This window comes from Microbacterium forte (assembly GCF_031885415.1).
Taxonomy (GTDB): domain Bacteria; phylum Actinomycetota; class Actinomycetes; order Actinomycetales; family Microbacteriaceae; genus Microbacterium; species Microbacterium forte.
Genome location: NZ_CP116871.1, coordinates 1,993,098 through 2,007,934, shown reverse-complemented (window position 1 = coordinate 2,007,934; position 14,837 = coordinate 1,993,098). Strand labels below are relative to the sequence as shown.

At 69.2% G+C, this 14,837-nt stretch carries 13 protein-coding genes; 10 read left to right on the top strand and 3 right to left on the bottom strand.

The features are described 5' to 3' along the window. Window positions 1-148: 148 nt before the first annotated feature. The 4 genes from OB895_RS09585 to OB895_RS09570 are packed head-to-tail and all read left to right on the top strand — an operon-like array spanning window position 149 to window position 4,612. Entirely contained in the window at window positions 149-1,237 is a 1,089-nt protein-coding gene (locus tag OB895_RS09585; protein WP_042538059.1) for a carbohydrate ABC transporter permease, read from the top strand. Beyond that, a complete protein-coding gene (locus OB895_RS09580) occupies window positions 1,234-2,124 on the top strand; it encodes a carbohydrate ABC transporter permease (protein ID WP_079112132.1) in 891 nt (296 codons plus the stop codon). Before OB895_RS09585 ends, OB895_RS09580 begins: the two co-directional genes overlap by 4 nt. 5 nt (window positions 2,125-2,129) lie before the next feature. Continuing rightward, a complete protein-coding gene (locus OB895_RS09575) occupies window positions 2,130-3,560 on the top strand; it encodes a GH1 family beta-glucosidase (RefSeq protein ID WP_194285997.1) in 1,431 nt (476 codons plus the stop codon). 56 nt (window positions 3,561-3,616) lie between these two features. Continuing rightward, entirely contained in the window at window positions 3,617-4,612 is a 996-nt protein-coding gene (locus OB895_RS09570) for a LacI family DNA-binding transcriptional regulator (RefSeq protein ID WP_079112134.1), read from the top strand. A 98-nt stretch (window positions 4,613-4,710) separates the two neighbouring features. Here the strand turns inward: OB895_RS09570 and OB895_RS09565 are convergent, their stop codons facing one another. Beyond that, window positions 4,711-5,511: a DUF1266 domain-containing protein gene (locus tag OB895_RS09565; protein WP_194285998.1), complete on the bottom strand. Its 801-nt coding sequence runs from the start codon at window positions 5,509-5,511 to the stop codon at window positions 4,711-4,713. Window positions 5,512-5,641: 130 nt separating this feature from the next. Between OB895_RS09565 and OB895_RS09560 the strand changes: the two genes are divergently transcribed. After that, window positions 5,642-6,307 (top strand): TetR/AcrR family transcriptional regulator, encoded by a 666-nt coding sequence (locus OB895_RS09560; RefSeq protein WP_042538048.1) that lies wholly within the window; start codon window positions 5,642-5,644, stop codon window positions 6,305-6,307. Between the two features lie 34 nt (window positions 6,308-6,341). Here the strand turns inward: OB895_RS09560 and OB895_RS09555 are convergent, their stop codons facing one another. Then, the gene (locus OB895_RS09555) at window positions 6,342-6,998 is read right to left on the bottom strand and encodes a GntR family transcriptional regulator (protein WP_079112136.1); all 657 of its coding nucleotides are present in this window, start codon (window positions 6,996-6,998) and stop codon (window positions 6,342-6,344) included. 174 nt (window positions 6,999-7,172) lie between these two features. Here OB895_RS09555 and OB895_RS09550 point away from each other — a divergent pair, with 174 nt between their 5' ends. Genes OB895_RS09550 through OB895_RS09530 form a run of 5 tightly spaced genes read left to right on the top strand, consistent with a single transcriptional unit; the run spans window position 7,173 to window position 13,319 of the window. Further along, window positions 7,173-8,450 carry an NRAMP family divalent metal transporter gene (locus OB895_RS09550; protein WP_042538044.1) on the top strand — a complete coding sequence of 426 codons (1,278 nt, stop codon included), beginning with the start codon at window positions 7,173-7,175 and terminating at the stop codon, window positions 8,448-8,450. Between the two features lie 4 nt (window positions 8,451-8,454). After that, on the top strand, window positions 8,455-9,219 hold the full coding sequence (locus OB895_RS09545; protein WP_079112137.1) for a LamB/YcsF family protein: 765 nt from the start codon (window positions 8,455-8,457) through the stop codon (window positions 9,217-9,219). A 1-nt stretch (window position 9,220) separates the two neighbouring features. Beyond that, a complete protein-coding gene (locus OB895_RS09540; RefSeq protein ID WP_079112138.1) occupies window positions 9,221-10,021 on the top strand; it encodes a putative hydro-lyase in 801 nt (266 codons plus the stop codon). After that, window positions 10,021-11,610 (top strand): 5-oxoprolinase subunit B/C family protein, encoded by a 1,590-nt coding sequence (locus OB895_RS09535; protein WP_079112139.1) that lies wholly within the window; start codon window positions 10,021-10,023, stop codon window positions 11,608-11,610. The genes OB895_RS09540 and OB895_RS09535 overlap by 1 nt, the downstream gene beginning before the upstream one ends. Beyond that, complete coding sequence (locus OB895_RS09530; RefSeq protein ID WP_079112140.1) at window positions 11,607-13,319, top strand: acetyl/propionyl/methylcrotonyl-CoA carboxylase subunit alpha; 1,713 nt, start codon at window positions 11,607-11,609, stop codon at window positions 13,317-13,319. Before OB895_RS09535 ends, OB895_RS09530 begins: the two co-directional genes overlap by 4 nt. Before the next feature lie 115 nt (window positions 13,320-13,434). Here OB895_RS09530 and OB895_RS09525 read toward each other — a convergent pair whose 3' ends face one another. Beyond that, on the bottom strand, window positions 13,435-14,790 hold the full coding sequence (locus OB895_RS09525; protein WP_079112141.1) for a uracil-xanthine permease family protein: 1,356 nt from the start codon (window positions 14,788-14,790) through the stop codon (window positions 13,435-13,437). Between the last annotated feature and the right edge of the window lie 47 nt (window positions 14,791-14,837).

Sequence of the window (14,837 nt, the reverse complement as noted above, 5' to 3'; positions counted from 1 at the left end):
CGCAGCGGAGCCGCCCGAGACGAAACGCTCACCGCGTCTCGTCTCGGGGCTTCGCTCCTCGCTCAACGACCGACGACTCTCCGGGCGTTGAGCGAGCGCGGCGGAGCCGAGCGAGACGACACGCGCCACTCAGACGAAGGAACCCCTCATGACCCTCACAGCGGAGCGCCGCGAGACGGCATCCGATGCGCCGAAGGCGGATGCCGCTGGCCGGCGTCCCTGGCGGCACCGCCTCTCGCGGTTCGACCAGAACGCGTCCCCGTACTTCTACATCTCGCCGTTCTTCCTGCTGTTCGGGCTGGTCGGACTCTTCCCTCTGCTCTACACGGTGTGGGTGGCCGTGCACGAGTGGGACCTGCTCAAGGGGCAGGGTGAGTTCATCGGCGCAGGGAACTTCATCGAGATCCTCGGCGACGCGATGTTCTGGAACTCGATCTTCAACACCCTGAGCATCTTCCTGCTGTCGGCGATCCCGCAGCTCGCGGTCGCCCTGGTGATCGCGTACCTGCTCGATCGCGGCCTCCGTGCCCCCACCTTCTGGCGCATGAGCATCCTCATCCCGTTCGTGGTCACGCCCGTCGCCGTCGCCATCATCTTCTCGAGCATCTTCAACGAGGCCGACGGCCTCGCCAACAACCTGCTCAACCTGATCGGCATCGCCGACCAGCAGTGGAAGCACGACACCGCGCTCTCGCACCTGGCGATCGCCGTGATGGTGAACTTCCGCTGGACCGGCTACAACGCCCTCATCCTGCTCGCCGCCATGCAGGCGGTGCCTCGCGACCTCTACGAGTCGGCCGCGCTCGACGGCGCAGGAGCCGCGCGTCGCTTCTTCTCGATCACGATCCCCACGATCCGCCCGACCCTCATCTTCGTGATCATCACGGCCACGATCGGCGGTCTGCAGATCTTCGCCGAGCCCCGTCTGTTCGACGTCTCGACCGCGGGCGGCATCGGCGGCAGCGACCGACAGTTCCAGACCACGGTGCTGTTCCTGTGGGAGCTCGCCTTCTTCCGTCGAGACCTCGGCGAGGCATCCGCCGTCGCGATCCTGCTGTTCCTGCTCATCGTGGGCATCGGAGTGATCAACTTCCTCATCTCGAGGCGGATCTCGACAGGCGATGCTCCCCAGAACCGTGCCGCGCGACGGCGCGCACGCACCGCCGCGGCCGCGGCCGCGACGGCCGCAGCCGCAGGCTCGACGATCGCCACCACTACCGAGGAGAACGCGCGATGACCGCCACACAGGCGCTGAGCGTCCCCGAGAAGATCCGCAGGCGCCGAGGCACCGTCGGCGGAAACGCCGGAATCGGCAGCCGCCCCGGATTCCTCACCTACGGCCTGCTCGCCGCATTCATCATCGGCAGCGTCTACCCGCTGTGGTGGTCGGTCGTCGTGGCGAGCGGCACCAACTCGACGCGCGGCGAGACCCTGCCGTTGATCCCCGGCGGCAACTTCCTCGCCAACGCCGCCAAGGTGTTCGACGCGATCCCGTTCTGGCTGGCGCTCGGGAACTCGTTCCTCATCTCCGGCATCATCACGCTGTCGGTCGTGACGTTCTCGACGCTCGCCGGATACGCGTTCGCCAAGCTCCGCTTCAAGGGACGCGACGGACTGATGATCTTCGTGATCGCGACCATGGCGATCCCGACGCAGCTCGGCATCATCCCCCTGTTCATGCTGATGCGCGAGCTCGGCTGGACGGGGTCGATCGGCGCGGTCATCGTGCCGACCCTGGTCACCGCCTTCGGCGTCTTCTTCATGCGGCAGTACCTGGTCGACGTGATCCCCGACGAGCTGATCGAGGCCGCGCGCATGGACGGCGCCAACCAGTTCCGCACGTTCCTCACCGTCGGCCTCCCGGCGGCTCGGCCCGCCATGGCGATCCTCGGGCTCTTCACCTTCATGACCGCGTGGACCGACTACCTGTGGCCGCTGATCGTGCTCTCCCCGCAGAACCCGACTCTGCAGACGGCGCTCAGCCAGCTGCAGTCCGGCTATTACATCGACTACTCGATCGTGCTCGCCGGTGCGGTGCTCGCGACCCTTCCGCTGCTCGTCCTCTTCGTGGTGGCGGGCCGGCAGCTGGTCAGTGGCATCATGGCGGGCGCGGTGAAAGGATGACCCCTATGACCCGCGCCTTCCCCGAGAAGTTCCTGTTCGGCGCCGCGACAGCGGCGTACCAGATCGAGGGGGCCGCTTTCGAAGACGGGCGCACCGCGTCGATCTGGGATGCCTTCAGCCGCGAGCCGGGTGCGGTCATCGGCGGGGACAACGGCGACGTGGCGTGCGACCACTATCACCGCTACCCGCAGGACGTCGCGCTCATGAAGGAGCTCGGGCTGCAGACCTACCGCTTCTCGACCTCGTGGTCGCGGGTGCGTCCTGACGGCGGCGCGGTCAACGCGAAGGGCGTCGACTTCTACGAGCGCCTCGTCGACGAGCTGCTCGCGAACGACATCCTGCCGTGGCTGACCCTGTATCACTGGGACATGCCGCAGGCGCTGCAGGAGACCGGCGGCTGGACGAACCGCGACACCGTCGGACGCTTCCTCGAGTACGCGGGCACGATGCACGACGCACTGGGCGACCGTGTGAACGTGTGGACGACGCTGAACGAGCCCTGGTGCTCGTCGTTCCTCTCCTACACGGGCGGCGAGCACGCTCCCGGGCACACGAGCGTCGCCGAGGGGCTGCTCTCGGCCCACCACCTGCTGCTCGCCCACGGCGAGACGGTGCGCGAGCTGCGCGGTCGGGATGCGAGCCTCAACCTCGGCATCACCCTGAACCACACCGTCGCAGACCCGGCGGATCCGGCGAATCCCGCCGACGTCGACGCGGCTCGTCGGGTCGACGGCCAGTTCAACCGCTGGTTCCTCGACCCGATCTACCGCGGCGTGTACCCCGACGACATCATCAGGGACATCAGGGCGGTGGATGCCGACGCGGTGTCGCGCTTCACGGATGCCGTCCATGACGGCGATCTCGACGTGATCTCGCAGCCCATCGACACGCAGGGCGTCAACTACTACCACGGCGACTTCGTGTCGGGCACGGCGCCGGCGGAGATGCCGGTCAGCGGCGGGCCCGCGACGGATCGCCCCGCACGCAGCCCCTACCCGTCGAGCGATGGCATCTACGCGGTCGAACGCGGACTGCCGCGCACCGCCCAGAACTGGGAGGTGCAGCCCGAGGGGCTGACCCGTCTGCTGCAGCGCGTGTGGACCGACTACGCCGAGCCCGCAGGAACCGTGCTCTACATGACCGAGAACGGTGCTGCCTACGACGACGTCGCCGTGGTCGAAGACGGCGAGACCCGTGTGCACGACGCCGACCGCACCGAGTTCCTGCGGCTGCACCTCGCGGCCGTGCTCGACGCGGCAGATGCCGGCGTCGATGTGCGCGGCTACTTCTACTGGTCGATGTTCGACAACTTCGAATGGGCATGGGGCTACGACAAGCGCTTCGGCATCGTGCGCGTCGACTACGACACCCAGGAGCGGAGTCTGAAGGACTCCGGTCGGGAGTACGCTCGCATCATCGCCGCCCGCGCTCTCTGACGCCGGCAGCGACAGTCGAGAGCATCCGGTCTCGCGGCCGGACAGAGGGGAGAGCCGTGTCGTCACGAGCGACCATCGAAGAGGTGGCATCGGCCGCAGGGGTGTCGAGATCGACGGTGTCGCGGGTCGTCAACGGCTCGACGGCGGTGAGCCCTGAGGCCCTCGAGTCGGTGAAGCGCGCGATCGAGGAGCTCAGCTACGTGCCCAATCGCGCGGCTCGCTCGCTCGCGTCGAGGCAGACTCACGCGATCGCGCTGATCGTGCCCGAAGACACCACGCGCTTCTTCGGCGACCCGTTCTTCGCCTCGATCGTCGCGGGCATCACGGGTGCGCTCCGGGGGTCGGACTACCTGCTCAACCTGCTCATCGCGAGCGATGATCCCGGCGACAAGATGACCAGCTTCGTGCGCAACGGCGGTGTCGACGGTGCGCTCATCGTGTCTCACCACACCAGCGACGCCTTCATCGACCGGGTCGCCGACGCCGTGCCCGTGGTCTGGGGCGGCCGACCGGTGCGGATCCGCGAGGGTGACTACGTGGTCGACGTCGACAACGTCGCCGGAGCTCGCACGGCCACCCGGCATCTGATCGAGACCGGCCGCACACGCATCGCGACGATCTCGGGACCCATGACGATGGTCTCGTCGGTCGACCGCGTGCAGGGCTTCCGCGGCGCACTGGCGGACGCCGGGCTCTCGCCGTTCGCCGAAGAGGCGGGTGACTACAGCGAGGCCAGCGGAGCGGATGCCGCGCGCCGCATCCTCGCCGAGGGCCGCCCCGACGCGATCTTCGTCGCCAGCGACCTCATGGCCCGTGGCGCCCTGACGGCGCTGCGCTCCGCCGGCATCCGTGTTCCCGAAGACGTCGCGCTCGTCGGATTCGACGACTCGTCCGTCGCGCTGAGCACCGAACCGCAGCTGACCACGATGCGACAGCCGATGTATGCGCAGGGGGAGGCGATGGCCGGAGTGCTGCTCTCGCGCCTCGCGGGTCGCGACCCCGCGCACACGACGATCCTCCCGACAGAGCTCGTGGTGCGCGCCTCGTCGTAGCCGCTCCACGCGATCCGCGTCTCCGCCGGCGCGGAAGTGAACACGGATGCGGACCATACGCCCCTCCAGGTCGGCCCGCATCCGTGGGTCTGGGTCGGTCAGGTGATCCGGTACTGGTGACGGCGCCGAGACCGCTGATCGATGACCGCGGGCCACGGCATCGTCGCCCACGGGCCGTTCCGCTTCGCGGTGGATGCACTCGCGAAGACGGGCGACGAATCGCCGTACTTCTCGAACGAGTCCTCGTCGAGATCGCCGTCGCTCCAGTGCATGACGCGTCCGGCGATGTAGCTCAGGCCGAAATCGGCCCACGACACGAACGACGGGCGGGTGTCGACGCCGATCCGGTGGATGATGCGACGCGCCTCGGCGACGTCGGCGTATCCGAGCGCCACACCCCAGGTCGTCATCGCCACGGCCTGGCCGAGTGCGTACGCGTCGAGGGTGCGGACGTAGAGGTCGGGCGTCACGACGTCTTTGCCGACTCGCCTGCGCACCTCCTGCTCGATGTGCTCGATGCCGCGGACGAAAGGTCGTGCGTCGCGTCGGTCCCCGCCCTCATCGGCGATCGCGGTGAGCCACTCCTTCGTCGTCGGCACCCGCCCGAGGGCTGTGTGCAGGTCGTTGCGCACGGCGAGATGGAGCATCCAGCCATGCCGTCGTCGTCGCACCGTGGTCAGGTGGTCGATCATGCCGAGCCAGTCCGCGCGATCGTGGATGCCCCACTGCTCGGCGAGCAGCGCCTTCTCCTCGGTTCCGAGGCCGGGGGCCGTCGGATCGTTCCACGGGCCGGACGGCAGGCTGCTGATCTGCAGCAGGCCCAGGGCGATCTCGTTCGCCTCGGTGTCATCCGTGGAGTACAGCTCGGACGGTGCGAGCCTCTGGGTCGCATGAACCATCCTGTCGCGCTCATCACACTCCTGAGGGTGAGGCCTGGCATCGCTCATAGCTTGAACAGCTATTCAGTCGCTAATATATAGCGTCCGGGGGAGAAATCGAAGTCGTCCGATGCTGGGGAGCGGGACACGAATGGCACGTTCAGACGAACACAACCGGGCGGCGCGTGAACGATCCCGCGAAGCCATCCTGCGGGCAGCGGTCGATCTGTTCGCCGAGCGCGGCGTCTCGGGCGCGAGCATCGCTGAGATCACTCGGCGAGCCGGAGTCGCTCAGGGCCTCGCGAACTATCACTTCGGAAACAAGGAGCGGCTGATCGCCGCAGTGCTCGACCGGTGGTTCGAGACGCTGTTCGGGATCCCCCAAGCCGAGGGGTCGGCCGACGACCGTCTCGCCGGCATCATCGACGGCGCCCTCACCGCCACGGGCTACGCCCTTCCGGTGCAGCGCGCGGTCTTCGCGATGCAGCAGCAGCCGACCACCCACCGCCTGTATGCGGAGGCCGAAGAGCGGCACGCGGAGGAGGCGAGGGCGTCGGAGGACATCGTTCGCGGGGTCTTCCGCGAACGCGGCGCCGCGGATCCGGCGCTCGAGGAGATCATGCTGCGCAGCACGCTCGAGGGCATCTTCATGAAGTACGCCGTCTACGGCGACACGTATCCTCTCGAAGACGCTCGCCGCTGGATGCACCGGCTCTACGGGCTCCCCGAGCCGCAGGCGCCGCTTCCTCTCCAGCTCGCCCCGCGGGACCCCGACGCGAGGACCAGAGCGTCCGGCGCGCTGCGCGCGGAGGAATGACCCCGGCACCGACATCGATCGGCGAGGGTCGGGATCAGCCCAGCTGCATCCGGGCGAACGCACCGAGCACGACGCGTTCCGACTGCACGAGGTAGCGCTCGAGCTCGGCCGCGCCTTCCTGCGCGCCCTGCGTGAGGAAGGTGTCGAGCACCGCGCGGTTCTTGCGCACGAACGGCTCGTGGAGCGATCGCGGATCGTCGATCTTCAGGAACGCCAGCCGCAGCTCGGCCGCCAGGTCGCGATAGGTGCGGGCCAGGCGGGGGCTGTCGGCGAGATCGACCAGGGCGACGTGGAATGCCATGTTGGCGCTGCCCACCTCGCGCCAGGCGCCCGCGTCGTCGTGGACGGCATCCCGGGCGGCCTTCTCGGCGGCGAGCACCGCCTGCTGCATCCGCTGCACCGAGGGGTGCTCGGGCTCGGAGTGCAGGAGCGCCGTGCACTCGATGACGCGGCGTGCTCGGTAGATGTCGATGACGTCGGCTATCGAGGGCGACGCGACGGAGACACCCCGGTGCGGCACGTGCTCGAGAAGACCCTGCTCGGAGAGCGCGCGGAACGCCTCTCGCAGCGTGTTGCGCGCGACGCCGAAGTGCTCGGCGAGGGCCGATTCCGACAGCCGTGAACCGGGGGCGAAGGCGCCGTCGATGATCTGCTGACGGAGCGCATCGGCGAGCATGCCCTGCTGGTTCATGCCTTCATCGTAGGCGGCAGGCGCGGCGGATCGTTCGAGGAGGCGACCGCGGCATCACGCGAACGCAACTCGGTCGTAGCACAGCCGAAACAAAGTTGTTGAACAATATTGCTCGATCCGTTCTACACTGGGTGTCACTCGACACCCACCAACGACGATGGGAAATCCCCCGCAATGTCAGAGAACACCGCAGCCCCGCTGTCCGCAGAAGACGAAGTCCGCCTCGCCGGAGCCAAGAGGCGGGCAGGCCGCAGCGCCGTGATCGGCGCGATCTTCCTGATGGCCACCAGCGCCATCGGCCCAGGATTCATCACCCAGACGGCCACGTTCACCGCGACGATGGGGGCCGCCTTCGCGTTCGCGATCCTCGTCTCGATCCTCATCGACATCGCAGTGCAGCTGAACGTCTGGCGCATGATCACCTCATCGGGCAAGCGCGCCGGAGAGCTCGCCAACAGCGCCATCCCGTTCTCCGGACACCTGATCGCCGTGCTCGTCGTGATCGGCGGCCTGGCCTTCAACATCGGCAACATCGCGGGTGGCGGACTGGGCCTCAACGCCCTGCTCGGCATCGATCCCAAGCTCGGCGGCGCACTCACCGCGGCCCTCGCGATCATCATCTTCCTCGTCAAGAAGGCGGGCCCGGTGATGGACGTCGTGCTGATCGTGCTCGGCGTGGGCATGATCGTGATGACCGTGATCGTCGCGGTGATCGCCCAGCCGCCGATCGGCGAGGCCCTGCGACAGACGTTCGTGCCCGACGAACTGAACTTCGCCACGATCACCACGATCGTCGGCGGAACGGTCGGCGGATACATCACCTACTCGGGCGCCCACCGCTACCTCGACTCCGGACACACCGGTCCGGAGCAGGCCGGCCCGGTGATGCGCGCCGCGGCGAACGGCATCCTCGTCACCGGCATCATGCGCTACGTGCTGTTCCTCGCGATCCTCGGTGTGGTCGCCTCCGGCGTCTCGCTCGACCTGTCGAGCCAGGCTGCGAACCCCGCAGGACAGGCCTTCGGCGCCGTGCTCGGCGACGCGGGGCTGCGCATCTTCGGTGCGATCTTCTGGGCCGCGGCCATCAGCTCGGTGATCGGCGCCGCGTACACGTCGGCGACCTTCCTCTCGACCTTCACGAAGAAGCTCAGGGGCGGCTGGCCGCTGCAGCTGGCCACCGTCGCCTTCATCGTCGTGTCGCTGATCGTCTACCTGTCGATCGGCACGGCGCCTGCTGCGATCCTCGTGTTCGTCGGCGGCTTCAACGGCCTCATCCTCCCCATCGGCCTCACGGTCTTCATGTACATCGGCTGGTTCCGTCGTGACCTGCTCGGCTCGAAGAAGTACCCGCTGTGGCTGCTCATCGCGGGCACGGTCGTGACGCTGCTCACCTGGTACATGGGCATCGTCTCAGTCGGCCCGATCTTCGCCTTCCTCGGAACCGGAGCGTGACCCCATGGCATCGATCGACCTGAACTCGGACCTCGGCGAGAACGTCGCCGACCGGATCGTCAGCGACGACCAGAGCATGCTCGACCTCGTGACGAGTGCGAACGTGGCGTGCGGCTTCCACGCGGGCAGCCCCGAGGGCATCCGCGCGACCCTCGCCAGCGCGGTGGCCGGAGGTGTCGTGATCGGCGCGCACCCCGGCTACCGCGACTACGAGAACTTCGGCCGTACGAAGGTCGACATCGATTCGGCCACGCTGCAGGCCCACGTCGAGTACCAGCTCGGGGCGCTGATCGGTCTCGCCGCCGCGGTGGGCGGAAAGGTCGCCTACGTCAAGCCGCACGGAGCGCTCTACAACACGATCGCCCGCGATGAGCGGCAGTCGCAGGACGTGGTGGCGGCCATCCGCGCGATCGATCCGAGCCTCGTGCTGCTGGGCCTGGCCGGAGGTGTCGTGCTCGACGTCGCCGAGCGCGCGGGGCTGCAGACTGCGGCAGAGGCCTTCGCCGATCGGGCGTATCAGCCCGACGGGCAGCTCGTCTCGCGCACCGAGCCCGGGTCTGTGCTGCACGATCCCGCGGCGGTCGCCGAGCGCATGGTGCGCCTGGCCGGCGAAGGAGTGATCCGCGCGATCGACGGCACCGACGTGCCCGTCAGCGCGCAGTCGATCTGCGTGCACGGAGACAGCCCTGGTTCGGTGGCCATGGCGGCAGAGACGAAGCGGATGCTGCAGCAAGCGGGCATCACGATCGCACCGTTCGCGGGCGTCTGACATGACCGTCCTCGCCACCGCAGCCCAGCTCGCCGACGCGCGCGCGGCCCGTGCCGCCATCCGGGCAGGGCACGCCGAGCCGACCAGCGGGGTCGCGGTCGGGCTGACACAGGCCAATCTCATCTCCGTGCCCGCGGACTGGGCCTTCGAGACCCTGCTCTTCGCACAGCGCAACCCGAAGCCGTGCCCGGTGCTCGAGGTCATCGAGCAGGGAGAGGTGGAGTCACGGCTCGCGCCGGGCAGCGACATCCGCACGGACATCGGCCGGTATCGCATCTGGCGCGACGGCGAACTGGCCGAAGAGATCACCGACGCGACGGCGGCCTGGGCGGAGCATCCGGACCTCGTCTCGTTCCTCATCGGATGCAGCTTCACGTTCGAGTCCGGACTCGTCGAGGCCGGCATCCCGATCCGTCATCAGGAGCTCGGTCGCAATGTGCCGATGTACCGCACCTCGGTGCCCTGCGCACCGGCGGGTCGCCTGAGCGGTGAGATGGTCGTGTCGATGAGGCCGATCGCGGCGGACCGAGTGGCGGATGCCGTGCAGATCTCCGGCCGAACCCCCGCTGTGCACGGTGCTCCGGTGCACGTCGGCGACCCCGTATCCCTCGGAGTCCTCGACCTCGCCCGCCCCGACTTCGGGGATGCCCCCGAGGTGCGCGACGGCGAAGTGCCGGTGTTCTGGGCCTGCGGCGTCACCCCTCAGGCCGCGATCATGGCCTCGAAGCCGCCGTTCGCCATCACCCACGCACCGGGGTACATGTTCATCACCGACGTGCCGGATGCCGAGTACCTCGTCTGATGCGCATCCTCACCGCATCCGATCACGCGCTTCTCGTCGAGGCGGCCGACCTCGACGAGGCGATGCGCCTGAACCTCGCCTGGGACGGAGTGCGCGGTGTGGTCGAGCGCATCCCGGGCGCTCGCACCGTGCTCGTGCGCTTCGATCCGCTCGTCGTCTCGGCCGGCGATCTCGCAGAGGCGCTCGCGGCGACGGACATCGACACCGCTCACCTGCCGGTCACCGGCGAGGTCACGGTGCCGGTGCGGTACGACGGCGAAGACCTCCACGAGGCCGCAGCCCTGCTGGGCGTGTCGGCGGCAGAGCTCGTGAATCGTCATCTCGGTGCCGATTGGAAGGTGGCCTTCTCGGGCTTCGCTCCCGGTTTCGGCTATGTGGTGAGCAGCGATCCCCTGTTCGACGTGCCGCGCCGCTCGTCGCCCCGCACGCGTGTGCCCGCAGGGTCCGTGGCGCTCGCCGGGCAGTTCACCGGGGTGTACCCGCGTGAGAGTCCCGGTGGGTGGCAGCTCATCGGTCGCACGGATGCCCTGATGTGGGACATCGACCGCGACCCGCCTGCGCTGCTGTCGCCGGGCACGACCGTGCGGTTCGAACGCGTGCGCGAGCAGGTCGTGACGTCGGGCGACGCAGACGAACGGGCCGACGAGCGAGGTGTCGCCGATCGACCCGCCGTCGCCGGTGCGCCGGACCCGGGTTCTCCCATGCCGGCCGCAGTCGAGATCGTGCGGCCGTCACTGCAGCTGCTGGTGCAGGATGCCGGTCGCCCGGGTTTCGCGGCACTCGGCGTCTCGGCGTCAGGCGTCGCCGATCGTCGTGCGATGCGAGACGCGAACCGTGCCGTGGGCAACGAGACCGGTGCCGCCGTGCTCGAGAGCGTCGGGGGCGCGGTGCTGCGCTTCCGGGGTGCCGGGGTCGCCGCCGTCGCGGGTGCCGTCGGATCCCTCGAGCTGATCGATGCCGGTGGCGTGGCGCGTCAGATCGCCCATGGAGTGCCCTTCGCCACCGTCGACGGTGACGAGCTCACTCTCGGGCACCCCGCGAGCGGGCTGCGCTACGTCATCGCCGTCCGCGGCGGTGTGGCGGCGGAACCGGCGCTGGACAGCCGCGCGAGCGACACCCTCGCCGGTCTCGGCCCGGCGGCGCTCGCCGCAGGCGACGTGCTCCGTGTCGGCGATCGCGCACCGCATCCCGTCGAGCCCGATGCGATGCCGCGGGCCCTCCCCGCACCCGGCGAGCTGGTCGAGCTCGAGATCACCCTCGGTCCTCGCGACGACTGGTTCACGGCGGCAGCGCTCGCCACCCTCACCGCCCAGGAGTGGACTGCGACCCCGCGCTCGGATCGGGTCGGCATCAGGCTCGAGGGAGCCGTGCCCCTGGAACGGTCGGTCGGCGGTGAGCTGCCCAGCGAGGGCGCCGTCACCGGGGCGATCCAGGTGCCTCCGGACGGTCAGCCCGTGCTGTTCCTGCCCGACCATCCGCTCACCGGCGGGTATCCGATCATCGGCGCCCTCACCGATCGCAGCCTCGACCTCGCCGGGCAGCTGCCGCCCGGTGCGCGAGTTCGTTTCATCGTCAAGGAGACCTCATGACCAAGGTGCTGATCGCGAATCGCGGAGAGATCGCCGTGCGCGTCATCCGCGCCTGCGCCGAAGCCGGATACACGTCGATCGCGGTCTACGCCGATCAGGACGCCGACGCCCTGCACGTGCGACTCGCCGACGAGGCGCTGGGTCTGGGGGGAGACACCGCTGCCGCCACGTACCTCTCCATCGAGGCGCTACTCGCTGCGGCGCGGAAGAGCGGGGCGCATGCCGTGCACCCCGGCTACGGATTCCTCTCGGAGAGCGCGGAGTTCGCGCGAGCCGTGGAAGGCGCAGGGCTCGTCTGGATCGGACCATCGCCCGACAGCATCGACGCGCTCGGTGACAAGATGACCGCGCGCCGGATCGCGCAGCGCGTCGGAGCACCGTTGGCGGCCGGCACCGACCAGCCCCTCGCCGGCCCTGCAGAGGCCGTGTCCTTCGCCGAGCAGCACGGGCTTCCGATCGCCATCAAGGCGGCATTCGGCGGTGGCGGGCGAGGCCTGAAGGTGGTGCGGGAGCTGTCGGATGTCGCCGACGCCTTCGACGCCGCGACCCGGGAGGCCATCGCCGCCTTCGGCCGCGGCGAGTGCTTCGTCGAGCGGTTCCTCGAGAGCCCGCGTCACATCGAGGTGCAGGTGCTCGGCGACGGACTCGGCGGCATCGTGGTCGTCGGCGACCGGGACTGCTCGATGCAGCGGCGCAATCAGAAGCTCATCGAGGAGGCCCCGGCGCCGGGGCTGTCGAGTGACCAGCGCACGCGATTCCACGACGCGGCCAGGGCGATCTGCGCCGAGGTGCAGTACCGCGGTGCGGGAACCGTCGAGTTCCTGCTCGCCGCAGACGGCACGATCTCCTTCCTCGAGGTGAACACCCGTCTGCAGGTGGAGCACCCGGTCACCGAAGAGGTCACCGGCACGGATCTCGTGCGAGAGCAGTTCCGCATCGCGTTCGGAGAGGGCATCTCGTTCACCGAGACCCCGACGCCGACAGGGCACGCCTTCGAGTTCCGCATCAACGCGGAAGACCCTGGTCGCGGGTTCCTTCCGAGTCCCGGTCGTGTGGAGTCGCTGCGGATCCCCGGCGGACCCGGTGTGCGCTGGGACAGCGGGATCGAGGCGGGCGATGCCGTTCAGCCCGCGTTCGACTCGATGATCGCGAAGCTCATCGTGCACGCCGACAGCCGAGATGCGGCACTCGTGCGGGCCCGACGGGCGCTGCGCGAGCTCGTGGTCGAGGGGCCGGCCACCGTCATCCCGTTCGATCTGCTCGCGCTCGACGACGCGGCGTTCGCCACCGACACCTTCGCGGTGCACACGCAGTGGATCGAGAGCACATTGCTGCCGAGGCTCGAACCTCAGCTGCGCCCGGCTCCCGCCCCGGATGCCGCACTCCAGCGCTTCCCCGTCGAGATCGACGGACGTCGGGTCGTGCTCGGGCTGCCGATCGCCCTGCTCGCGGGGCTCGGCGGGCTGGCGGTTTCCGGGCCCGCGCCCTCCGCATCCGACCCGACCGAACTGCGCTCGCCGGCGCCCGGCACACTCGTGCGCTGGCTCGCTGATGACGGCGCGCACGTCGTCGAGGGCGATCCGGTCGCCGTGCTCGACGCGATGAAGATGGAGACCACGGTCGCCGCTCATCGCGCCGGCATCCTGTCGCACCGCGCCGAGCTCTCAGCGGCGATCGCGCCGGACGGAGTCATCGCCGTCATCGACTGAGCGCGATCGCCGACTGAGCGCGATCGCCGCCTGATCGCGATCGCCGCCGGACGCGAAGATCCCGGACGCCGCAGCTGCAGCATCCGGGATCTTCGGGTTCGCGGGTCGAGCGTGGTTACGCGGGGTCGCCGCCCAGCGGACCCACGGCCTCGAGCGGCCTCGGGTCGTCGGCACCGGTCTTGCGCGCGCGAGCGATCGCGTTGCCCACGTGGTAGATCAGGAGAGCGGCGACCGTTCCGAGCACGATGCCGCCGAACGCGAAGTCGCCGAGCTGCATCGAGAACCCGGCGATGCCGATCACGAGTGACACCGCGGCGGTGTACTGGTTCACCGGACGCGAGAAGTCGACTTTGCTGTCGACCCAGATCTTGATGCCGATGATGCCGATCAGGCCGTAGAGCGCGGTCGTCGCGCCGCCGAGCACGCCCGCGGGGATCGAGTTGAACACCTCGCCGACCTTGGGCGAGAACGCCAGCAGGATCGCGAAGAGGCCGGCGACCCAGTAGACGGCGGTCGAGTAGACGCGGGTCGCGGCCATGACGCCGATGTTCTCGCCGTACGTCGTCGTGCCCGACCCGCCGAAGCCGCCGGCGATCGTCGTCGCGACGCCGTCGGCGATCAGGGCGCGGCCGGTGTGCCTGTTGATCGCGGGGTCTTCCGTCATCGTGGCGACACCGCGCACGTGGCCGACGTTCTCGGCGACGAGCACCAGCACGACCGGCAGGAACATGGCGATGGTCGACCACGTGCCGGGCGCGACGAAGTCGGGGAGCTGGAACTCGGGCAGGCCCACCCACGGCGCGTCGGCGATGAGCTCTGCGGGCGTCTTGCCTCCGCGCAGCGCGTTGGGCACGTCGAACGACCCGGTGAAGGCGGCGTAGATGAAGCCCACGGCGACGCCGAGGAAGATCGAGATGCGCCCGAGGAATCCGCGGAAGAGCACTGCGAACAGGATGATCGCGACGAGGGTGATGGTCGCGGTCACGGGGTCGAGCTGGAAGTTGTTCCACGCGGTGGGGGCGAGGTTGAAGCCGATGAGCGCGACGATCGCACCGGCGACCACCGGAGGCATCAGCGCGTCGACCCAGCGCAGGCCGGCGTACTGCACGACCAGGCCCACGACGGTGAGCAGGATGCCGACCGCGACGACTCCCGCCAGGGCGGATCCGGTGCCGCCGGCGGCGACCGCGGCCGTGATCGGCGCGATGAACGCGAACGACGATCCGAGGTAGCTGGGCAGCTGGTTCTTGGTGATGAGCAGGAAGATGAGAGTGCCGAGACCGCTGAACAGCAGCGTGGTCGAGACCGGGAAGCCGGTCAGCGTCGGCACCAGGAACGTGGCGCCGAACATCGCGACGACGTGCTGGGCGCCGATCGCGATCGTGGCCGGCCAGTTCAGGCGCTCTTCGGGCTTGACGACGGCGCCGGGTTCGACCGTGCGGCCGTTTCCGTGGGTCTTCCACAGGGGCATGCGGGCTCCTCAGGATCGGGGGGAGTGGGAGTGCTGGAGCAACACTA